This is a genomic window from Parablautia sp. Marseille-Q6255 (genome assembly GCF_951230155.1).
Classification (GTDB): domain Bacteria; phylum Bacillota; class Clostridia; order Lachnospirales; family Lachnospiraceae; genus Choladousia.
The window spans coordinates 222,576-245,740 of the sequence record NZ_CATNVD010000001.1 but is presented as its reverse complement, the minus strand read 5'-3'; the positions used below and the strand labels follow the sequence as shown (position 1 = coordinate 245,740).

The window sequence follows — 23,165 nt, the reverse complement described above, 5'->3', positions numbered from 1 at the left end:
TGTATATGGATCATATAAGTTTTATTATTTTACATTATTTAGATACAATAACGACGGAACAGTGCATAGTGTCCATTAAAGAGTCCATAGGTTATAGCGAGTATTCTATTGTTGTTGTGGATAATCATTCGCCGAACAATAGTGGTGAATTGCTACAGAAACAGTATGAGCAAGATGAAAAAGTAACGGTACTGTTGGCAGAGGAAAATTTAGGCTTTGCAAAAGGAAATAATCTGGGATATCAGTATGCGAGGGATGTTTTAAAGGCTTCTTTTATGGTGATTACAAATAATGATACGATTTTTCGGCAGTCTGATTTTGTCGAGCTCTTGCAGCACGAGTATCAGAAAACATCATGTGCGGTTTTAGGACCTGACTTAGTGACTCCAAGCGGCATTCATCAGAACCCTCATAGAGCTCATGTGCTAAGCAAGCGAGAAGTTCGAAAGATGCTTCTAAATAAATGGATTTTTTTGCAATATTTTAAATTAAAAAAGCTATTGCATCTTGAAAACAAGATAAACGTGTTGGAGTATCTGTTTGATAAAAAAGATAAAAAAACACAAAGCAATATTTTATATCAAATGCCGCATGAAAATGTAGTATTGCAGGGGGCGTGCATTATTTTTACGCCGGAATTTGTGAAAAAAGAAGAATTCGCTTTTTCACCAGAAACATTTATGTATGGCGAAGAAGATCTGTTATCTTTTTACTGTATACAGAAGAATTACAAAATATTATATTCGCCTGTATTGAAAGTAGAGCACATTAATGGTGAGACAACGAAAAAGGCACATAAGAATACCATTGATAAGAACATTTTTACATATAAATATATTGTAGAGGGATGTAAGATTTTATTAAAGAAAATGTAATTTATGGAGGAAAAATGAATAATAAAAAGATACTAGCGTTTTATTTGCCGCAGTTTCATGCAATACCGGAAAATGATGAATGGTGGGGAAAAGGGTTTACGGAATGGAGAAATACAAAAAAGGCAGAGCCTTTATTTCCAGGACATGTACAGCCCAGAATTCCGTTAAACGAAAATTACTATAACTTGTTAAATAGTGAAACACAGATCTGGCAGTCCGAATTAGCTCAGAAATATGGAGTTTACGGTTTTTGCTATTACCATTACTGGTTTACAGGAAAGCTTCTTTTGGAAAAACCAATGGAAAATATGCTGAAAGACAGCAGAATTACAATACCGTTTTGTATTTCCTGGGCAAACGAATCGTGGGCAAGAACTTGGGATGGAAATGATAAGGAATACCTGATCCATCAGAACTATGGAGGAGAAGAAGATTGGGAAGCGCATTTACAGTATTTACTTCCATTTTTCAGAGATAAGAGGTATATAAGAATAGATGGAAAACCACTTTTTTTATTGTATACTGCATGCAATATCGAAAGATGCGAGGAAATGGTGGACTACTGGCAAAAGAGAATGCGAGAAGAAGGATTTGAGGGAATCTATATTCTGGAGACCTTAAACGCTATTCAGAAGGATCATGTACTTGGCAATAGTGAAGGTGACGTTGTGTTTGAACCGATTTATACACGTTGCCATGAAGTGAAAAAAAATGATCTTTTCTCGAAAATAAAGAGATATCTGAATTACCACTATGGTGTAGGAAAAGTTTCCAGATTAAATACAAAAGACATATATCGTTTAATAGAAGAACGTAAATATCCGGCACAGAGAAAGACTTATATCGGAACGTTTCCTGATTGGGACAACACAGCAAGAAAGGGAAACCGAGGAATTGTTTTTACAAACTCGTCACCAGATCTTTTTAAAAAGCACTTGGAAAAATTGTTCCATAGATCGGACATAGAGAAGTATATTTTTATTAATGCATGGAATGAATGGGGGGAAGGAGCATATTTAGAACCAGATCAGCATTATGGATATAGATATTTGGAATCAATTGCACGAGTGAATTCAGAAAATAAAAATAGTTGATGTGGTAGCCTGATAAAAACAGGAAGGAAAAATAAAAATGAAATCCATTAAAAAAAATGCGGTACTAAGTGCTATAAAGGTATTGATGAGTATGTTTTTCCCCCTCATCTCGTTTCCTTATGCATCAAGAGTACTGGGTCCCTCTGGCATAGGGAAGGTTGATTTTTCAACCTCTGTCGTAGCATATTTTATGCTATTTGCATCTCTTGGAATTTCTACTTATGGAATACGGCAGGGAGCGAAATATCGGGATGATAAACAAAAACTAAGCACATTTGTGCAGGAAATTTTAATTATTAATATAGTCACGACAGTAATATCGTATGCTGTTTTTGGAATTATGCTGGTGACTGTTCCGCAGTTTAAACCGTATGTTTTTGTGCTATTGATCAGCGGGTTACAGATAGGTTTTACAACTTTAGGGATTGATTGGCTTTATGGTGCTTTAGAGGAATATGCATATATCACAATCAGAAGTGTTGTTTTTCAGGCGCTGGCACTGGTTTTGTTGTTTGTTTTAGTGAAAGATTCAGATGATTATTTGGAGTATGCTTTTGTGCAGGTGTTTGCAGCAGTTGGATCTAATTTACTGAATCTGATTCATGCAAGAAAGTTTATTACGATTAAAAAGAGCATGTCGTATGATTTTACACGGCATTTTAAACCGATTTTGGTCATTTTTGGATTAAATCTGGCAAGCAATATATATATGAATCTGGATAAAACTATGCTGGGATTTCTTTGCGGAGACGTAGAGGTTGGTTTATATGGTGCAGCGTTAAAAATGAACCGGATTGTATTACAACTGATTTTATCTATAGGCACTGTTGTTGTTGCAAGATTGTCATTTTACTATGCAAAAGGAGAGTTTCATAAATATCAAACGTTGTTTTTGAAGGTGATGAATAGTGTATTGTTTATCGCAATACCGGCATCGTTAGGGCTGTGTGTACTGAGTCGGGAAACTTTGTATGTATTAAGTGGAGAAAAATATGTTTCGGCAAGCCTTACATCTCAGATTCTTACACTTACGATTATTATCATAGGAATAAGTAATTTGATGTCGGTACAGGTATTTATTCCAATGGAAAAAGAAAAATATTCTCTGTATGCGAGTTGCAGTGCAGCTGCTATAAATGCGGGCTTGAATTATACCCTGATACCGAAATTTGGAAAGGAAGGAGCCGCAATCAGTACAGTGTTGGCTGAATTGGTAGCATTGCTAATATGCGCGTATTTCTCAAGAAAGTATATTTGCTATACCGGAGTTCTACATAACCTTTGGCAATTTATAGTTTCAGCAGTTTTCATTGTTCCAGTTTATTTTGGAATAAGATGTTTAACAGGTAGTCCCTTTATGATCTTAATAGCTACAACAATTTTAGGCGGACTCTTATATGGTTTGATTCTTTTGACATTTAAGAATCAAATAGCACTGCAACTTTTTGATATAATAAAAAATAAAATGAAAGTGAGGAAAACATGATGGATATTGAGTACATTATTGTTCAGGCAGGCGGAAGAGGAAAAAGAATGGAGAGGCTTACAGTTAATAAACCGAAGGCGCTTGTACCAATCAACAGTCTCCCAATGATTTTTTATAATTTCCGAAAATTTAAAGATAAAAAATTCATTATTATTGGAGACTATAAATGTGATGTATTAAAAAAGTATCTTGAAACTTTTGCCGATGTTCAGTATATTGTTGTAGATGCCAAAGGGAAAAAGGGCACATGCGGTGGAGTGCAGGAGGCAATGAGCCTAGTACCAAAGGATAAGGCATTTTTACTGATTTGGTCAGATCTGGTCTTGCCTTCAGATTTTATTTTGCCAGAAAAGGAGGCAAATTATGTTGGGATCTCTAAAGACTTTGACTGCAGGTGGTCGTATATTGACGGAGAATTCTGTGAAGTAAAATCGAAAGAACACGGTGTGGCAGGTTTCTTTATTTTTAAAAATAAAGATGAACTGAAAGATGTTCCAGAGCAGGGAGAGTTTGTGCCGTGGTTAAAGAGTCAAAACAAAGAGCTACAGGAAGTTGCTCTGTATGAGACCAGGGAGTTTGGTTTAATTTCAGAGTATAATAAGCTGCCAGTTAGTAAATGTCGTCCGTTTAATAAATTAAGTATACAGGGTGATAAGCTTGTGAAAGAGGGCATTGATGAGCACGGAAAGCTTTTGGAGGAGCGAGAGAAAAACTGGTATAAATATGTGATACAGAAAGGATTTAAAAATATTCCTCAGATATATTCTTATACGCCATTTATTATGGAAATAACAGACGGCAAGAATGTATTTGAGTATACATTTGATCACAATACAAAACGGGCAGTTTTGGAGAAAATTATTATTATGCTGAAGGAACTGCACTCTTTGCAGGCGCAGCCTGTGGATTATTTTAGCGTGTGGAACAATTATTTTGGAAAGACATTTGACCGTTTGAAAAAGATACAGAATCTGGTTCCGTTTGCTATGGATGAGACGGTTCGGATCAACGGTAAAACATGCAGAAATATCTTTTTCTATAAAGATGTAGTGGAAAAATTCCTTAGTGAATATAGAATTTCAGAGTTTTGCCTGATACATGGTGACTGTACATTTTCTAATATTCTGTTAGACAGTAAGCAGAATCCAGTGTTGATTGATCCCAGGGGATATTTTGGATTTAGCAAAATTGTAGGAGATGCGAATTATGATTGGGCCAAGTTGTACTATTCTGTTGTAGGCGATTACGACCAGTTTAATTTAAAAAGATTTTCTTTAGAAATTAAAGATGCAGAAGTGGATTTGACTATTGAGACTAGTGAATGGAAAGATATGGAAGAAGAGTTTTTTGAGCTTTTAGGTGATTCTGTGTCAAAGAAGCATATCAAAATGATTCACGCACTTATTTGGCTCTCGCTTACAACGTATGCATGGGAAGATTATGATTCTATCTGTGGAGCTTTTTATAATGGATTGCTTTATTTTGAAGATGTGCTAGCAGAACTACTTTAAAAATGCGCGAAAAAATTAAAACGGGTTGTGAAGGAGACAAATTGATGATGCAGGATAAAAACCGTCTTTTACTATCAAAATTAGGGCATACTTGGATTCTTGATTTGGATGGTACTTTGGTAAAACACAATGGCTATTTGATTGATGGAAAGGATTCTTTTTTGCCTGGTGCGCAAGAATTTCTAAGCACAATTCCAGAGCAGGATATGATTATTTTTCTGACCTCCAGAAAAAAGCAGTATGAAAATATAACAAAAGAATTTCTGATGGAACAAAATGTCAGATATGATCACATTGTATTTGAAGCTCCTTATGGGGAACGGATTCTTATCAATGATAAAAAAATGAGCGGGTTAAAAACTGCTGTAGCAGTCAATCAGACCAGAGATGCTGCGTGGGATTTACAGCTTTATTTAGATCCGAGTCTGTAGATGGAGTAGCGTGAAAAATGAGTGTAAAAAACTTTTTGTATGAATTATATGTAAAAATATTATTTAGAACAAAGTATAAAAAGCAGGAGTTTTTTTTATGCAGTAGGGGGATTGGGGATACGGTGGTATTCTTATCTAAGCTACATGACTATAAGACGTGGTATCCGAAAAATGCAATCCATTTGATTTTACAGGAAAATCATCGAATTATTGCAGAAGGTTATAAAAAATATATTGATTCAGAGCATTATGAAAAGGGTAATGTGATAGGAATTATGGATCGTTTGGCGAATCAAAAGATGTTACCTAGAAATATTCACTTTATTTTACCACCGGACGGAGAACAGCTTTTGGGGTATAAGGATCTTTCTATCTGTGATCTTGTGAATATTTCTATGGGTATTCCAGATACTGCACTTACATATGAACAACCGCAGTTTAGTTGGAAGCCAGACAGAAAAGAGGAAATTATAAAACAATATCATCTTTTGGAGGGTAAGACAGTAATTCTTGCACCGTATGCAGTATCGGTTCCTCTGATCTCAAAAGACCTTTGGAATCAGTTGGTAGAGCATTATCATAAAAAAGGATTTCAGGTTCTGACGAATGTCAAAGACAACAGTGAATATCCTCTTGACGGGACAGAAGGAATTTCGCTTAGATTGGATGAAATGTATTTGGCTACGGAATACGGAGGTTACTTTGTTGGTCTGAGGAGTGGACTATGTGATCTTTTGGCATATTCAAAGTGCTGTATGACCGTAGTATATCCTGCGAATAAATCAAAGGACTGGAGAGATAAGTACACATTTTCAAATATGTTTTTTGAAAAGAAAATCGAAGAAATTTCGGAGGAAGATTTTGCTCTATGGATTCAAAGTTTAAAATAGAAAGTGTCTCTGCTCAAAGAAAACAGAAAATTTTATGGTGGATTTTAGCAGCTGCACTTATTGCAGGTTTTCAGCTCCTGCGTCTGAATCAGTTGAATATCCCGTGGGTAAACGATGATGAGATGGGGTATTGGGGAAATGCAGCTTATTTTGCCGGACATGACTGGTCTGGGATATTACAATATGGAAATTATTATTCATTTGGATACGGTGTGATTTTAGCACCTCTATTTGCTATATTCAAAAATCCTGTGATACTGTACCGGGCTGCAATTTTCCTCAATGTGTTGTTTTTGATTATAGCATTTGCATTGGCGTATAAGACAGCAGAACAGATATATCCTAAAATAGATGTTCGGATGAATATCGTGCTTTCTATGATTTCTGTACTGACATCAGGTGCCGTGGTGGAAGCGGAGATAGCCTGGTCAGAGACACTGATTTTATTGCTTACATGGTTGCTCATGTTTTGCTTTGTAAAATATTTATATACTGAAAAAAACAGATATTTCTACCTGTTTCTTATTGGAAATGTTTTAATCTATATGGTTCATCAGAGAATGGTAGGGATAGTAATTGCATCCAGTATGATGCTGGTATATTGCGTATATAAAAAAGGAGTTTCTAAAAAACAGCTTCTTATTGCTGGTGTGATAATCATTTTAGGCTTGTTTTTTGCATCATGGATAAAGGAGTATACACAAACTGCATTGTGGGCAAAAGATGTGGTAGGCAGTAAAATTAGTGCGCAGAATGTAAATGATTATAGTGGACAGATGGATAAGCTGAAGTTGATTTTTTCCAGTCCTGAAAATTTTTTAGATTTTACTTTACTGGCTTTTGGAAAGCTCCTATATTTTTCGTTTGCTTCCTATTTGGGAGTATACCTTGTTGCTTATAGCTGGATACATAATTGTATCAAAAAAGAGAATACAAAAGAAACGATAGTTTTGCAGTATGTACTGTTAAGTATAATGGGAATGATTGCGATCACTACGATAGGAATGTATCCTACTGTGCGAAATGATGCTACAATATATGGGAGATATTCGGAGTCGCTGACAGGACCAGTTATTTTGCTTGCATTTGGTAACTTGTTGAATTTTTGGCGAACAGAAGTCAAAGAAAAGATGTTAGTTATCGGATTTGGAGCAGTGCTTGATACGATTATAGCATATATTGTTGCTTTGGCTTTATGGCAGCCGGATATGACGCCGTTTTCACTAAATTGTATTGCAATGGGGCGCTATATAGAAGGTAATACGTTTTTATTAGGAAAATTTATAGGCGAGCTGTGGATCATGACAGGCATATTGCTTATTATTATATTTCTTTATGCATATAGGACAAAGGCTGCTTATGGTCTTTTGAGTCTGGCGCTTCTGTTTGTCTATAATAACGAAGCATTTATTTTTGAGCTGCATATTGAAAATTGGCAGGATATAAAAAAGGATGTTCTGCGGATGCTTCAAGATAATGCAGTGTATTTGAATAATAGTGAGAATGAAACCGTATATTATATGCTGCAAGGAGATTTTAATAAAGATGCAAACCGCAGTACACTACAATTTGCTATGCAGGATAAGACAGTGGTTTGTGTAGATATATATAATTATGAAGATAAATTAGGGGAAGCAGAGACCTTATTTATCGATTCTGAGTGTCCTGTTTTACAGGATATTATAAAGGAATATGATGTGCTTGATCAAAGTGGTACGTTATTGTTATGCCAAAAAAGATAGTTTAGAAATGAGGTAGGAGCTGTGTTTCGTTTTGTTAATGATAAAATAAAAAGATATTTTTTTAAAAGAAAATGGAGAAAGCAAAACTCGCATAATACTACGTCAGCTGTAAATCTTTTTTCTATGAAGTGCGTTCAAGTAGGAAATGGGACGTATGGAGGACTGGATATTTTAAATTTTGGAGAGACGGCAAGATTGTATGTTGGAAATTATTGTTCGATTGCTCCAGGAGTAAAAATCATTCTTGACGCAGACCATTCAACAAAAAATATTTCAACATTTCCATTTAAAGTTAAATGTACACACACTGCAAAGCTAGAAGGAGAATCAAAAGGCGACATAAGGATTGGCGATGACGTATGGATTGGTTGTAATGCGATTATATTATCGGGAGTAACGATCGGTCAGGGGGCGATTATAGCAGCAGGAGCCGTTGTAAGTAAGGATGTTCCACCGTATGCTATAGTTGGGGGTGTACCGGCACATGTTGTGAAATATCGTTTTGAGGAGGGGCTGAGAGCAGAATTGCTTAAAATAGATTTTTCAAAATTAAGTCAGGATATGATTGAAAAAAATATTGAAAAATTGTATACACCATTGAATGACAAGGAGCAACTAAGCTGGATGCCACATAGGGAATAGAGGATGGATTAGATGAAAAAAATTAGTTATGTAGTGGAAGCACCGGAGAGACTTTACAGAACAATAAAGGAACGATTTAGAACTCAAACTCGAGAGTATAGGCATCAGATTGCAATTGTTGCAATTATAAAAAATGAGGGCGCTTACATTAAAGAGTGGGTAACCTATCACACTATGATAGGTGTATCACATTTTTATTTGTTTGATAATGGAAGCACTGATAGTACAAAAGCAGAACTTGTGCACTATATTGAGTCTGGAATAGTGGATTTTATTCCATTTGAGGGAAGGAACAGGCAGCTTCCGGCATATAATTATGCTTTAAAACATTATGGAAATGATTGCCGTTATATGGCTTTTATAGATGCAGATGAGTTTTTATTTGTAATGAACAAAGCTCAAAGATTAGAAGATATTATTGACGAACTTTTGAATGTTCCAGCTAAAAAATCAGTTGGGGGATTGGCAGTGAATTGGCGTATGTTTGGTTCGTCTGGACTGGAGCATAGGCCAGAGGGGGGAGTTTTAGAAAATTATTTGTATAGAGCAGCGGAAGATGGAAAAGGAAATAACTGTATAAAAACAATTGTTAATCCAAGAAAGGTATATAAATATAAACAGCCCCATTTTCCTACATATTTATACGGCTATTATTCTATAGACGAAAACGGAAATAAGGTGAAGGGATGGTCACATCCTGTTGAGCAGATTAATAAAATACGTATTAATCATTATTTTACAAAATCAAAAGAAGAGTGGGTAGAGCGTAGAAGCTTTGGTAAAGCAGATAAATCAGACGAAAAGCGGACTATAGAAGAGTTTTATGCTCATGATAATAATGAGATATTTGATGATTCTATGTTGTACTATGTACAACAAATGGAAACTCAGTTAAAATAGAGAATTATAAATGAAATTCAAAAAAGTATACAATAAGTTGCAATTAGCACAGGGTGTAATATTACGGGTTTCCTTAGAGGTGAGAGTCAGTAAAATGATTGAAAAATAATAAAAAAGATACATCAGTTCAGCGTTTTCGGGATGTGATGAAGCTTGCCATAGACAAGAAAAGGGAAGGTGCAATAAGGAACTGTAGCGCTTAAAGGAAAGTAAGTAATGGAAATATGATGGTTGAATAGATGATTGAGAACAAATTAGAGCAGAGAAAAAAACAAAACAGGTATATTATAATAACTACGGTATTGGTTGGAATTGTATTACTTGCTATGGCGTGGCAGCTTACAGTTCCGGTTATCAGTGATGAGACAACGACGATGGCGAATGCAGCATGGCTTGGTGGTTATGACTGGCATTTGATGGTTACCTCTTTGGGCGGTTTGTATTATCGTTTTGGACAGGCATTATTGACGATACCGTTTTTTGCTTTTCTGAAAGATCCGGATATGATCTATCGGCTCAGTATGGTTTTGCAGAGTATGATACAAGTAAGTACTGTACCAGTTGTCTATGTGATATGTCAGCGCCATCTATCGGTAAAGTCTGAGAAAATTGCTGCATTAGTGGGAGCGGCGGTATGTCTGGTTCCGTCTATTGCATTGTACGTTTTTTACTACAGAGGAGATTTTCTGCTTAGTGTGTTGCCATGGTATGTCTTATTGGCTTTTTTCGAGACGATCCGGGCTGCGGAGCAGGACAAGGAGATGCGAAGAGTTCTTTGGACGATAGCAGCAGTTTTTTTTGCAGTGTATTCTTATACAGCGCATACACGGGGAATCGTGGTGCTGATCGCGCTTTTGCTGACAGCAATAGCAGTACGCATATTTTTAAAGAAAAAGTCTATAAGCTGGATGACCTTGGCGGTTGTATCAGTAATTTGTTTTGCGGTGGATTCTTGTACGGGTCAGTTGTTTAAATCTGCGCTGTATTCGATCAGTGGGCTGAATGCAAATGCCTTGGAGTCGACGGATATGAAGGCATATTTTTCTTTTTTCTCATATGATATGCTGAAGGATCTGTTTATGCTTTGTATTAGCTGGCTACATACTTTGCTTGTGTCAGGACAGGGACTTGTGCTGATTGGAATAGTTGTTTCGGGGATTGTAGTCTGGAAGTTGGTGGCGGATCACGATGGAAATGTGACGGATAATGAAAAAGTGTCAGTACTTTTTTGTTTGCTGGTATTTTTGGGATATTATGCAGTAGGAGCATTGTTTTTCAAAGGCACATATTTATCATTTGCGACTGGAACATTGGAAAAACGAGTAGATCGATTGCTCTATGATCGATATGCGATCTGCGGAGCAGGGATGATTATTTTTGTCGCACTTTACGCTCTGTGTATCAGAAAGGACTGGATCCGGTGGAAAGGAAAGATTTTTTGCGGTGTGAGTGCGCTGGCAGTCTTTTTTGTTTGGTTTCAGAAAATTTTGCCATTGGCGGTTAAGTATAAAGGTTATCTTTATAATACAATTATTTTGAATACTTTTCAAAAGATAAAAGCTCCGGAAAAGATTATGTGGGGGCAGAAATATGGCCGGGAAGCTTTACTGGCAATCAGCCTTTTAGGAATTGGATTGATGTTCACCGCTTTGGTTTTGTCATGTATCAAAAAGAAGTGGGCGCCGTATGTTCTGCTTAGTATAATTTTGGTCAGTGATCTTGTTTTGATTCAGGTGAATTTTGTAAAGGTACGGAAGGCTACAAATGATTATACGATGGATGCAACTGCGGAAGTTGTTGATTTTATGCAGGAGTTTGAGGAGGAGATCACGCAGGAATACCCATATGTTCTAAAAGGTAAGCTATCGGGTATCAAGATACAGTTTTACCAGTCCCAACTCATGAGCTATCAGATGTTTGGAAAAGAGCAGGAAGAGGAATTAGGGCTTACTGATTATTTTATTATCAGCGATCATGATGACATTGATTTGACCTGGTATGAGGGGGATTATTACTTGTTTGCTGATTTTGATTACGAAAATGCAAAGTATGATATTATCTATGTGAAGGGGGAAGGATTAAAAAATGCCCTTGAGGAACTGGGATATGAGATGACAGAATATCTGCCAGAGAATAAAAGGTTGGAAGGAAGTAAATAAGGAAAGCTGATTTGGATGTAAGTCACTACTATTTCGGTGGAGTATGTGATATGTAAAAGGATTTATTTCTGCTTTGCATTCGTTGATTGTATACGTAAGGTTACAGCTTTTGGTAAAATGTTGAAAAATGCAACATTTTGAATGAATATTGACAAGGCTGTGTGATTTAGGTATACTAAGAAAGAGCATAGTAAAGGTAGGTTTTGAAATGAAGCTTAAGTTAAAAAACATCGGAAAAATAGAAAACGCTGATATTGAATTACGGGGATTACTGTAATTGCAGGAGAAAATAATACTGGAAAAAGCACGATAGGGAAAATGTTGTTTTATTTTTGACTCTTTTTATAAAATCCAAGAGCAGGTGTTTTTAGAACGACAGGATAGTATTTTACGACGTATGAACACTTTTTATTATGAACGTGCAGAGTGGGCGGCATCCGATATAAACTGTGCTCCATTTGCGCAGCGGTGCATTTTTGAGCGTAAGAAGTTTTTGCAAAATCCAGAGCTCTTGCAAAATGAACTGAAGGAATTTTATATTCAAAGTAAACAACAAATAGGCAGTGCTCTGTCGGATGAAGATTTGTCTGGCCTATCTTCCAGAATACTGACTTTACTTAAAATTGATGAAGCAGAGATTCGGGAAATGATCGTAAAAAAACGTTTTAATGCAGAGTTTGGTATGAAAATCGGTTATCTAAATGATCAGGACGTGGATTCCTATGTTGCATTAGACATTCAGGACAACAAAATAGAAATCAAAAGTCTTCATAACTCGGATGTCAAAATTAATAATTTTTTTAATATTGTAAAAGGAATATGTTATATTGATGATCCGTTTATTTTAGATGAGCTGAATTCGCAGTGGCTTTGGCTTACAGATTTTCAAGGAGAGTATGATCATCGAAACCATTTGTTAAAAAAGCTTAGAAACGTTGAGCAAAGAAATGATTTTGGTGCATTGGATGAATTAGTTACAGAGAATAAGCTGAAGCAGATTTTTTCGACTATGAGTAGTGTTTGCGATGGGGAGTTATGTCAAAGTGATCGAGGGCATCGACGTTCATATGGGTATAAGTCGCCCTGCTTAAAAGATGAATTAGAAATTGCTAATTTATCTACCGGTATTAAAAGCTTCATTATTTTACAGACATTATTAAAAAATGGTTCAATCCAGGATCAGAGCGTTATTGTTATGGATGAGCCGGAAATCCATTTGCATCCGGAATGGCAGCTTCGTTTTGCAGAGTTGATTGTACTATTGCAAAAAAATTTTCAGACGAACATTTTATTAAATACGCACAGTCCTTATTTTCTAAATGCCATACAGGTATTTTCTCAAAAATATAAAATCGCAGACAGGTGCAGATATTATCTTATGGAAGAAACATGTGGAAGGACTGAAGCTGTTGATGTAACGAACTCAACAGAAGCTATTTACAAAAAACTGGCAAGGCCTTTACAGGAATTAGAAAATCTGGAGTATCAGGATGAATAAACATTTAGACGCAGGACCTGTTTTTAAGGAACATTACGCAACATTAAAAACTATTTCTTTAGATGACAGCAGGAAAGAGAGAAACTACATGCTTCCTTCGGAAATGGTGGCGGTTAATTTTGATGCAGTAAAAAATGCGTATATCAAAGAAATGTCTTTGACAGAGGCACCATCATCAAGTGATGCTTTGTTAGAGCCGATAGACGGAGAATACTGTTTTATTGAGTTTAAGAATGGGCATGTTAATGGGAAAGAGGCGTATGGTATTCGTAAAAAGATTTATGATAGTCTGTTAATATTTAATGATATTATGAATGTGACTGTTTCATTCTGTAGAGAAAATATGGATTTTATTCTGGTTTATAATGAACAGAGAAATTCAGATATACGAGAAGATGAAGTAGTTGAGAGTTGCGAGTCATCGCCTTCAAGGATAGTTATCAGTAATTATTTTTCTAAAAAGGCGAAGCAGCCTTTTATCCGTTTTGGATTAGAAAAATTTAAAACTATTTATTTTCGGAATGTTTTTACATACACGCCAAATGAATTTGAAAAAGAATATTTAACAAGGAGTGAAAACGTATGAAGGTACTTGTAACAGGCGTAGCAGGCCAGCTTGGCCATGACGTGATGAATGAACTGGCAAAAAGAGGATACGAAGGGATTGGATCGGATATCGCTCCGGTCTACGGCGGGATTGCAGATGGTACGCCGGTGGTGACGATGCCGTATGTGCAGATGGATATTACGGATCGGGAGGCGGTTGATGCGATTATTACAAAGGCTGCTCCGGACGTAGTGGTGCACTGCGCGGCGTGGACTGCCGTTGATATGGCAGAGGATGATGATAAGGTGGAGCTGGTGCGCCGGGTGAATGTGGATGGAACCAGGAACATCGCTCTGGTGTGCAAGCGCCTTGGCTGCAAGATGGTCTATCTGTCTACGGATTATGTGTTTAATGGGCTGGGGACACAGCCGTGGGAGCCGGACTGCAAGGAATATGAGCCGCTTAATGTGTATGGGCAGACGAAGCTTGACGGGGAGCTGGCTGTTGCAGAGAATCTGGAACGGTACTTTATTGTCCGCATTGCATGGGTGTTTGGCGTAAATGGAAAGAATTTTATCAAGACAATGCTGAATCTCGGAAAGACGCACGATCATCTGCGTGTGGTCTGTGATCAGATCGGTACGCCAACGTACACATATGATCTGGCGCGCCTGCTGGTGGATATGATCGAGACGGACAAGTATGGTTACTATCATGCGACGAATGAGGGCGGCTATATCAGCTGGTATGATTTTACGAAAGAGATCTTCCGGCAGGCGAGGGCGCTTGGACATGAGGAGTACGGCGAGGATCGTATTACAGTAGAGGCTGTGACGACGCAGGAGTACGGTGCGTCTAAGGCGAAGCGTCCGTTTAATTCCAGGCTGGATAAGAGCAAGCTTGCAGAGAATGGATTTGAGCCGCTGCCAACCTGGCAGGATGCGCTGGAAAGGTACCTGCGGCTGATCGAGTTTTAATTTGCCGGCGCAAATGTTCGGATCAGTGCAGATGGCTGATTTGTAGCGGCTGATTTTAAGGCTTTACTTTAGTAAAACTTTCCCTTGACAAAATCCTGCAGCGATGTTAGATTAGATAACAACAACCGCAGTGAGCGGAATACGATAAAATATCATATAGTGTGAAATGCGATGACGGAGAATAGTATGCTGATACAGGTCTTTCAGAGAGGCGCCGGCGGGTGTGAGGCGTCAGAGTGTATGAGCAGAACTCGCTCCCAAGCGGCTGCCCCAAATCCGCAGGAGAGTAGGCGCAGACGGTATCCCGGCCGTTATCCGGGCCGGATATAGATGAGAGTCTGTATCTGACAGAGTGTGTGAGTGATCATGAATGAGAGTGGTACCGCGAAAGAATTGTTATCTTCCGTCTCTCGGGCGTTTGCCTGGGAGGCGTTTTTTTGTGATACGGGAAAGTGAAAATTTTCCTATATCATAAAAGCAAGATGCGACAGGATGCAAAATTTTGTTCTTTTACGGGAAATCAGAATAGGAAAAGGAGAAGATCAGCCATGATGAATTACAGGAAATATACGAGACAGTATTTTATGCCGCCTGTTTCCAGCATGAAATGGGCACAGAAGGAGTACGTGGATCACGCGCCGATATGGTGCAGTGTGGATCTGCGTGACGGCAACCAGGCGCTTGTTGTGCCGATGTCGCTGGAGCAGAAGGTGAAGTTTTTTCAGCTTCTTGTAAAGGTCGGTTTTAAGGAGATCGAGGTCGGATTCCCGGCTGCTTCTGATACGGAGTACCAGTTCCTGAGACGGCTGATCGAGGATGACCTGATCCCGGACGACGTGACAGTCCAGGTGCTGACGCAGGCGAGAGAGCATATCATACGAAAGACCTTTGAGGCGCTCAGAGGTGCGAAGCACGCGATCGTGCATGTCTATAATTCCACCTCGCTGGCGCAGCGTGAGCAGGTGTTCCGCAAATCCAAAGAAGATATTTTACAGATCGCAGTAGACGGCGCAAAGCTGTTAAAGAAGCTTGCGGATGAGGAGGGCGCGGATTACCGCTTTGAATACAGCCCGGAGAGCTTTACCGGAACAGAAGTGGATTATGCTGTGGAGGTGTGCAATGCGGTGCTTGACGTATGGAGACCTACAGCGGACCGCAAGGCGATCATTAATCTGCCAAGTACGGTGCAGATGTCCATGCCGCATGTTTATGCAAGCCAGATCGAATATGTGAATGATCATCTGAAATACAGAGAAAATGTCGTGCTTTCGCTGCATCCGCACAATGACCGTGGCTGCGGTATTTCTGATGCAGAGATGGGGATCCTCGCCGGGGCGGACCGTATCGAAGGAACGCTTTTCGGGAACGGGGAGCGGACTGGAAATGTAGATATTGTGACGCTGGCAATGAATATGTATGCGCAGGGTGTAGATCCGCAGATGGATTTTCAGAATATGACGGCAGTGACAGAGGCGTACGAGGAGTATACCGGGATGAAGGTAGATGAGAGAAGCCCGTACAGCGGAGCTCTCGTATTTGCAGCGTTTTCCGGGTCGCATCAGGACGCGATCGCAAAGGGGATGAAGTACCGGGAGGAGAACCGGTGTGAGACCTGGACTGTACCGTATCTGCCGATTGACCCGACGGATATCGGACGCTCTTATGATGCAGATGTGATCCGCATCAACAGCCAGTCTGGCAAGGGCGGGGTAGGATACATTCTGGAGCAGCATTATGGTCTGAAGCTGCCGAAAAAGATGCGCGAGGCTATGGGATATGTGGCAAAGGGCGTCTCGGATGCACAGCATAAGGAGCTGATGCCGGAGGAAATTTTCCGTCTGTTTAAGGAAAAATTTGAAAATATCCGGGAACCCTATGGAATCGGGGAGCTGCATTTCAAACAGCACAATGGCATAATTGCTGAGGTGACGGCTACCTTTGAAGGAAAAACGAGTGTGATCGTGGCTTCGGGAAATGGACGCCTCAATGCAGTAAGCAATGCGCTCAAGCGGCATTTCCGTCTGGATTATGACCTTGTGACGTATGAGGAGCATGCACTGGAGCAAAGCTCAAGCTCACGCGCGATCGCTTACGTTGGTATCCGGGATAAAAATGGCAAGGTACACTGGGGCGCAGGCCTGGATGTCGATATTATTAAGGCATCTGTAGACGCGCTTCTGACTGCGATCAATCATATGGCGACCAGCCATACAAAATAGAAACGACAGAAAAGGAACGGGCTGTGCAAATGGCCTGCAGCAGGAGGTAAGGCTGCAGGCTATGCACAGCCTGTTTTTGTGACCGGGATACGACAGAAAGAGCCATAAAGTTACAAGTTATTACATAAATATTAACGAATGTAAAAAATACCTCATAAAATCACATAAAAACTGCCGGAGATGCAAAAAATGTCGAGAAAACAGTGGGTTGTACAAAAGTAACATCTGTTTATATTGCTAAAATGTCAAAAAGAGAACTGTGATTATATATGAAAATATTTATTTAATATAGGATAAAATTATGATATATGTACAATAAAAGCGGAATGGTAAAAAATGGTAAAAGTAATATGTTACGAAATTGTGAAAGATATATTGACATAGTGTTTCTGGATTTTGTATAATACAGGTACGTTGTGGGGCAGTATGCAGACGGGGGGACACAGGAGCAGAGGCAGGGGGCTGCCGATGCAATAAACAACAGGAGAGTTTATATGCTGTTACAAGACGCAAAGAAATCCGCAGTTGATTTCACACGACGCATCATTTGCCGGTACATCAGAAATGCAGCGCTGACGCTGTTCGGAGCGCTGCTGGTCGGGGCGCTTGCTCTTATTATTTCTGAGTTCGACGCTGGCGGGCACAGCCGGGTATATGCTGTAGATTCCTCTTTTGGGGAAGGTGGAAGGGCGCAGCAGTTTCAGACCGGGCTTATGGGAGTTGTCAGCGGCGTGGCAGATATGGAGCAGTATTCAGATGCTACCAGGCTTTTGAGCGTTGCAGATGCGAATGAGGAGGTACTGGCAGGACTCAGTAAAGTGGACAGAAAGGAGATCCACAGGGCATCCATCACACAGGGAACGAAGACGGCCGGAGAGCTTGGCTATTATGCACAGCAGACGGTGTATGAGAATCAGATGTCATCGGATGAGTATCATACTCTGCTGCAGATCGTAGAGGCAGAAGCAACAGGCGGGGACGTTATGAGCAAGATGATGGTGGCCGGTGTAGTGCTGAACAGAGTACGTGATTCGCATTTTCCTGACACGATCTGTGAAGTGGTATGGCAGGAGGCACAGTTCCAGCCGACACAGGACGGGCGTATCCACAGCGTTTCTGTTACACCGGAGACAGTGGAGGCGGTTGACAGAGTGCTTCAGGGAGAAGATTATTCACAGGGCGCTTTATTCTTTGTTGCACGCAGCTTTGCGGAGCAGGCGAACCTCACCTGGTTTGATTCCAGTCTGGTTCGGATGTTCGAATACGGCGGGCATGAGTACTACACGTTTAAAGAGTACGTGGATAATGTATAAGAAGATGGGAAAAGGCTGTTGTTTTCGTTGCAACAGCCTTTTTCTTATGATATACTCAAGGGCATAAAAAAATATAGTAAAGGATGAGGGAAAATGAATGTAATGTTCAGAAGTACACGTAATGCCGGGAATGTGGTCACGGCTTCGCAGGCAGTGCTCAAGGGACTTGCTGAGGATGGCGGCCTGTATGTGCCGGAGTATATTCCGGGCCTGGATGTTTCGCTGGAGGCACTGGCAGATATGACTTACCATGAGACTGCGTATGCGGTTATGAAGCAGTTTCTGAGCGATTATACAGAGGAGGAGCTGAAGTACTGCATCCGGTGTGCATATGACGAAAAGTTTGATACGCCGGAGATCGTGCCTGTGCATGAGGCGGATGGCGCCTATTACCTGGAGCTGTTCCACGGAGCAACGATCGCATTTAAGGATATGGCTTTGTCGATCCTGCCTTATCTGATGACTACAGCGGCAAAAAAGAATCAGGAGGACAGGGAGATTGTGATCCTGACCGCGACGTCCGGGGATACAGGAAAAGCTGCGTTATCCGGATTTGCAGATGTGCCGGGCACACGGATCCTCGTATTTTATCCAAAAGACGGCGTCAGTGCAGTGCAGGAGAAGCAGATGGTCACACAGAAGGGAGACAATACGTGTGTGATCGGCATCCGGGGCAACTTTGACGATGCGCAGACAGGCGTGAAAAATCTGTTTGGTGATAAAGCGCTTGGCGAGGAGCTGCATCGGGCAGGATTTCGTTTTTCGTCAGCTAATTCGATCAACATCGGGCGTCTGGTGCCGCAGATCGTATATTATGTGTATGCATATGGGCGTCTGCTGAAGCGTCGCGTATTAAAAGCGGGTGAGCCGATGAATGTAGTCGTACCTACCGGTAATTTCGGCAATATCCTGGCAGCGTTTTATGCAAAGAACATGGGGCTTCCGGTGGGGCGGCTGATCTGTGCTTCCAATGAAAACAAAGTGCTGTATGATTTCTTTGAAAGCGGTACATATGACCGGAACAGGGAGTTTGTCCTGACCACCTCGCCGTCGATGGATATTCTGGTTTCGAGCAATCTGGAACGTCTGATCTACCGTGCGGCAGGGGATGATGCGGAGAAAAACGCACAGCTGATGCAGGAGCTTGCCAGCACAGGAGCGTATACTGTGACGCCGCAGATGCGGGAGCGTATGAAGGACTTTTGCGGAGGCTTTGCAACACGTGAGCAGACTGCGCAGGAGATCGGGCGGGTTTATCAGGAGACAGGTTACGTCCTTGACCCGCATACAGCGGTTGCATCGAGTGTGTACCATGCGTACCGGGAAGCACAAAATGATACGACGCCTGCTGTGATCGCAGCTACAGCGAGCCCTTATAAATTTGCGCGCAGCGTCATGGAGGCGATTGACGGGGCGTACGGTCAGATGGATGATTTTGCGCTGATCGATGAGCTTTCAAAGCTGTCCGGCACGGCGGTCCCGCGCGCGATCGAAGAGATCCGGAATGCTCCGGTGCTCCATGACCGGGTGATCGAGAAAGAAGAGATGGAGCAGGCGGTAAAAGAATTTCTGGGAATTGCTTAGGAGGAAGAAAGATGAATACGAGTTCGATTATGGGGCTGATGGATGTGATGATCCTTCTGTGCGGAGTGTACATCCTGTATCTTAGCTTTGTAATGATAAAAACAGGGAAGCTCAAAGAAAATGCGCTGATGCCTAAAGATCTGGAGATGAAAAAATGCAAGGATGTCGCAGGCTTTATCCGGTATATGAGGGCAAAACAGATCATACTGGGCGGACTGGCAGTCATAAGCGGAGCGGTCGGGCTTGCTCAGGATTACGGGAAGCTGAACAGCCCGGTGCTTTATCTGGGCACGATCGTTGTGTTTATCGCGTGTGTTGTGTGGTATTGCGTTGCGGTCAAAAAAGCGTCCAGAGTTTTCTGGTAGAAGGAGGTACATATGAAGCATTTTAAAGAATGGCTGTCAGATTATCTGCGCTACATTCTTTTGTTTCTGGCCGGCGCTCTGTTTGTAGGGATCGTCTGGATCGGAGTCAGAGTGTATCAGAATTATGATTCGTCGACAGCGGGGAAAAATATTGAGATACTGACAGAGAAGGAAACACAGCAGGATAAGGAGCAAAAGCCTGCAAAGGCGGATGCGCAGACAGAGACAGAGCTGCAGACGCAAAAGGAGCAGACAGAAGGGCAGAAGAAGCCGGCGTCCGGGGAGCAGTCTGAGGAGGAGAGTGAGACGCAGACCGGAGTGCAGAAAGAGACAGACGAAAAATCCAAAGATGCGGCGTCACAGGGAGACAGTGACGTAAATACAGATGCAGCTGCGCTCGCAGGACTTTCTGCGGATCAGAATGTCAGCGCTTCGTCAAATGGGGCGCAGCAGTCTGAGACACAGCAGTCCGGGGAGACACAGCCGGCACAGGCAGAAACTCAGCCGGAGACGCAGCCGGTACAGACAGAAACACAGCCGCCGACTGAGGCCCAGCCGGTATATATGACGCTGAACCAGGCATGCAATTTCCGCAGCGGTCCGGGCTATGACTATGAAGTGGTCGCAGAATATTCGGCAGGGACAACGGTAGAATTCCTCGGTATGGTTGAGGGCTGGGCAGAGGTTCAGGTAGACGGGATGATCGGCTATATGGGACGTCAGTTCCTTAGCTGAGAAGTCAAAAAAGCGCGCACAGCGCGAAAAGAATAAAAAAAGAGATGCTGCATTATGCAGGAGGCTATGTTATCTGCAACTCCTTTTGCATAATGCAGCATTTGTTTGTCTGAAGCTTAGTCGCACAGAGCTTCCCACTGCTCATACAGGGCGTCGAGCTCTTCGGTAAGGGCAGCCTTTTCTCTGCCAAGCTCCATGCATTTTGCAACATCAGTAAAGACCTCCTCCTGTGTCAGGAGTGTATCGATCTCGCTGCTGCGTTCTTCCAGCGCGGCGATGCGGTCCTCGGTCTTTTTTAATTCGTTATGGCGTTTGCGCTCCCTTGCCTGCGCTTCCTTCTGACGCGCCCAGTCCTCACGGGAGCCGGAGGACTCCGCAGGGGCTGCGGCAGGCTCAGAAACAGGAGCGTAGATTTTTGTGAGCTCCTCGACCTTTTCCAGATAGTAATCATAGTTGCCGATATAATTGATCAGCGTCTGATTTTTCAGCTCGAGGATACGGGTGGCTGTGCGGTTGATAAAATAACGGTCATGGGAGACGTAGAGCACAGTCCCGGTATAGTTGCGCAGCGCTTCCTCCAGGATCTCTTTGGATGTAATGTCAAGATGGTTCGTCGGCTCATCGAGGATCAGGAAGTTTGCCTGTGAGAGCATCAGCTTTGCCAGAGAAAGTCTGCCGCGCTCACCGCCGCTTAGATCACGTACACGCTTAAATACATCATCCCCGGTAAAGAGGAAGGAAGCCAGGACGTTGCGGATCTGAGTCCCGGTCATATCTGGATAGACGTCAGAGATTTCTTCTATGAGTGTTTTATCCATGTGCAGGAGCTGGTGCTCCTGATCGTAGTAACCGATATGTACCTTGCTGCCAAGTGTGAACGTGCCGCTGTCGGCAGGCTCCAGCTCGTTGAGGATTTTCAGGATGGTCGTCTTTCCGGTGCCGTTGTCGCCGATGATCGCGATCCGTTCTCCGCGGCTGACGGTGAAGCAGAGATCGGAAAACAGCGGGTTTCCCGGGAAGGATTTTGAGAGGTGCTCTACTTTGAGCACATCGTTGCCGCTTGTGACCTGTGGAGAAAAGTGCAGGTGCATATCTGTGCGGATCTCAGAGGGCTTGTCGAGCACCTCGATTTTCTCAAGCATTTTTTCACGGCTTTCTGCACGCCGGATGGATTTTTCCCGATTGAAGGACTTCAGCTTTGCAATGACAGCCTCCTGGTGTCGGATCTCCTGCTGCTGATTCAGGTATGCTTTCCATGCAGTTTCGCGAAGCTGCGCTTTTTTTTCGGCATAGTCGGAGTAATTGCCGGAAAAAGAAGAGATCCATCCGTTGTCGAGCTCGATGATCTTGGAGGCAACACGGTTGAGGAAATAGCGGTCATGTGCAACGATCAGGACGGCCCCGCTGTAGCCAAGCAGGTATGTCTCCAGCCAGGCAATAGAGGTAAGATCAAGGTGGTTGATCGGCTCGTCCAGCAGCAGGACGTCCGGCGCGGACAGCAGCAGTCTGCCGAGCGCCACACGTGTTTTCTGACCGCCGGATAGTGTGCAGATCTGCTTGGAAAATTCGTCCTCGGTAAAGCCCAGACCTTTTAAGACACCAGTCACCTCACTCTGGACGGCGTAGCCGTTTTGATGCTCAAACTCTGTTGAGACGCGGTTGTACTGCTCCATCAGGTTCTGGAGCTTTTCTCCTTCGAGATGCTTCATTTCCAGTTCCATGGCGCGCAGTCTGCGCTCCATCTGCAGCACCTCCTCTTTTACACAAAGCAGCTCTTCATAGATCGTAGCCGTGCTGTTTACGTCCTGGTGCTGTTTGAGATATCCGAGGGTTCTGCCCTTTGAGAGTGTTATGGTACCGGAGTCCGGAGCGGATTCCCCGGCGATCATGCGCAGCAGTGTCGTTTTCCCTGCTCCGTTGATGCCTACAATAGCAGCCTTTTCGTGTTCCTCCAGGTGAAAGGACCCGCCTTTTATGATGACATCAGTTCCGAATGATTTTACTATATTTTGACATGAAAGTATCATAGCTGTTCTCCTTTTGAAAGTTCTATTTTATTATAACGAAAAAAAGAAAAAAGACAATATCTAAAGTGAACCTGTGCAGCATCTGATCCGAGTTCTGATCTGAGCGGAGGGCAGAACTGTTTTTTTGGGGAAACCGGGTAGTGAAAACCGTGCGCACTGTCATTGACAGA

19 protein-coding genes and 1 other annotated feature are annotated in these 23,165 nt (G+C 41.8%); of the genes, 18 read left to right on the top strand and 1 reads right to left on the bottom strand.

The window, feature by feature from the left end; all coding sequences use genetic code 11:
• Nucleotides 1-5 precede the first annotated feature (5 nt).
• The 18 genes from QOX44_RS01225 (at nucleotide 6) to QOX44_RS01140 (ending at nucleotide 20,968) form a co-directional block, all read left to right on the top strand.
• A complete protein-coding gene (locus tag QOX44_RS01225) occupies nucleotides 6-875 on the top strand; it encodes a glycosyltransferase (protein ID WP_283680828.1) in 870 nt (289 codons plus the stop codon).
• A gap of 14 nt (nucleotides 876-889) precedes the next feature.
• Nucleotides 890-1,969 (top strand): glycosyltransferase WbsX family protein, encoded by a 1,080-nt coding sequence (locus QOX44_RS01220; RefSeq protein ID WP_283680827.1) that lies wholly within the window; start codon nucleotides 890-892, stop codon nucleotides 1,967-1,969.
• Between the two features lie 37 nt (nucleotides 1,970-2,006).
• The gene (locus QOX44_RS01215; protein ID WP_283680826.1) at nucleotides 2,007-3,455 is read left to right on the top strand and encodes a flippase; all 1,449 of its coding nucleotides are present in this window, start codon (nucleotides 2,007-2,009) and stop codon (nucleotides 3,453-3,455) included.
• Nucleotides 3,452-4,966 (top strand): phosphotransferase, encoded by a 1,515-nt coding sequence (locus QOX44_RS01210; protein ID WP_283680825.1) that lies wholly within the window; start codon nucleotides 3,452-3,454, stop codon nucleotides 4,964-4,966. Before QOX44_RS01215 ends, QOX44_RS01210 begins: the two co-directional genes overlap by 4 nt.
• Before the next feature lie 44 nt (nucleotides 4,967-5,010).
• Nucleotides 5,011-5,397 carry a hypothetical protein gene (locus tag QOX44_RS01205; RefSeq protein ID WP_283680824.1) on the top strand — a complete coding sequence of 129 codons (387 nt, stop codon included), beginning with the start codon at nucleotides 5,011-5,013 and terminating at the stop codon, nucleotides 5,395-5,397.
• Between the two features lie 17 nt (nucleotides 5,398-5,414).
• A complete protein-coding gene (locus QOX44_RS01200; protein ID WP_283680823.1) occupies nucleotides 5,415-6,287 on the top strand; it encodes a hypothetical protein in 873 nt (290 codons plus the stop codon).
• On the top strand, nucleotides 6,266-8,029 hold the full coding sequence (locus QOX44_RS01195) for a hypothetical protein (RefSeq protein WP_283680822.1): 1,764 nt from the start codon (nucleotides 6,266-6,268) through the stop codon (nucleotides 8,027-8,029). Before QOX44_RS01200 ends, QOX44_RS01195 begins: the two co-directional genes overlap by 22 nt.
• Nucleotides 8,030-8,050: 21 nt before the next feature.
• Nucleotides 8,051-8,671 (top strand): CatB-related O-acetyltransferase, encoded by a 621-nt coding sequence (locus QOX44_RS01190; RefSeq protein ID WP_283680821.1) that lies wholly within the window; start codon nucleotides 8,051-8,053, stop codon nucleotides 8,669-8,671.
• Between the two features lie 12 nt (nucleotides 8,672-8,683).
• The gene (locus tag QOX44_RS01185) at nucleotides 8,684-9,571 is read left to right on the top strand and encodes a glycosyltransferase family 92 protein (RefSeq protein ID WP_283680820.1); all 888 of its coding nucleotides are present in this window, start codon (nucleotides 8,684-8,686) and stop codon (nucleotides 9,569-9,571) included.
• Between the two features lie 239 nt (nucleotides 9,572-9,810).
• Complete coding sequence (locus QOX44_RS01180) at nucleotides 9,811-11,730, top strand: hypothetical protein (RefSeq protein ID WP_283680819.1); 1,920 nt, start codon at nucleotides 9,811-9,813, stop codon at nucleotides 11,728-11,730.
• Between the two features lie 397 nt (nucleotides 11,731-12,127).
• Nucleotides 12,128-13,228 carry an AAA family ATPase gene (locus QOX44_RS01175; protein WP_283680818.1) on the top strand — a complete coding sequence of 367 codons (1,101 nt, stop codon included), beginning with the start codon at nucleotides 12,128-12,130 and terminating at the stop codon, nucleotides 13,226-13,228.
• The gene (locus QOX44_RS01170; protein WP_283680817.1) at nucleotides 13,221-13,814 is read left to right on the top strand and encodes a hypothetical protein; all 594 of its coding nucleotides are present in this window, start codon (nucleotides 13,221-13,223) and stop codon (nucleotides 13,812-13,814) included. Before QOX44_RS01175 ends, QOX44_RS01170 begins: the two co-directional genes overlap by 8 nt.
• Entirely contained in the window at nucleotides 13,811-14,752 is a 942-nt protein-coding gene (gene rfbD / locus QOX44_RS01165) for a dTDP-4-dehydrorhamnose reductase (protein WP_283680816.1), read from the top strand. Before QOX44_RS01170 ends, rfbD begins: the two co-directional genes overlap by 4 nt.
• A gap of 162 nt (nucleotides 14,753-14,914) precedes the next feature.
• Nucleotides 14,915-15,166, top strand: a binding site (T-box leader).
• A 134-nt stretch (nucleotides 15,167-15,300) separates the two neighbouring features.
• Nucleotides 15,301-16,971, top strand: coding sequence for a 2-isopropylmalate synthase (locus QOX44_RS01160; RefSeq protein ID WP_283680815.1), 1,671 nt, complete (start codon nucleotides 15,301-15,303; stop codon nucleotides 16,969-16,971).
• Nucleotides 16,972-17,465: 494 nt separating this feature from the next.
• The gene (locus QOX44_RS01155) at nucleotides 17,466-18,284 is read left to right on the top strand and encodes a cell wall hydrolase (protein WP_283680814.1); all 819 of its coding nucleotides are present in this window, start codon (nucleotides 17,466-17,468) and stop codon (nucleotides 18,282-18,284) included.
• Between the two features lie 93 nt (nucleotides 18,285-18,377).
• Complete coding sequence (thrC, locus tag QOX44_RS01150; RefSeq protein ID WP_283680813.1) at nucleotides 18,378-19,868, top strand: threonine synthase; 1,491 nt, start codon at nucleotides 18,378-18,380, stop codon at nucleotides 19,866-19,868.
• An 11-nt stretch (nucleotides 19,869-19,879) separates the two neighbouring features.
• A complete protein-coding gene (locus tag QOX44_RS01145) occupies nucleotides 19,880-20,233 on the top strand; it encodes a hypothetical protein (RefSeq protein ID WP_283680812.1) in 354 nt (117 codons plus the stop codon).
• Nucleotides 20,234-20,245: 12 nt separating this feature from the next.
• Nucleotides 20,246-20,968, top strand: a complete 723-nt coding sequence (locus tag QOX44_RS01140) for an SH3 domain-containing protein (protein ID WP_283680810.1) — start codon at nucleotides 20,246-20,248, stop codon at nucleotides 20,966-20,968.
• Nucleotides 20,969-21,084: 116 nt separating this feature from the next.
• Here the strand turns inward: QOX44_RS01140 and QOX44_RS01135 are convergent, their stop codons facing one another.
• Nucleotides 21,085-22,995, bottom strand: a complete 1,911-nt coding sequence (locus tag QOX44_RS01135; protein WP_283680809.1) for an ABC transporter ATP-binding protein — start codon at nucleotides 22,993-22,995, stop codon at nucleotides 21,085-21,087.
• Between the last annotated feature and the right edge of the window lie 170 nt (nucleotides 22,996-23,165).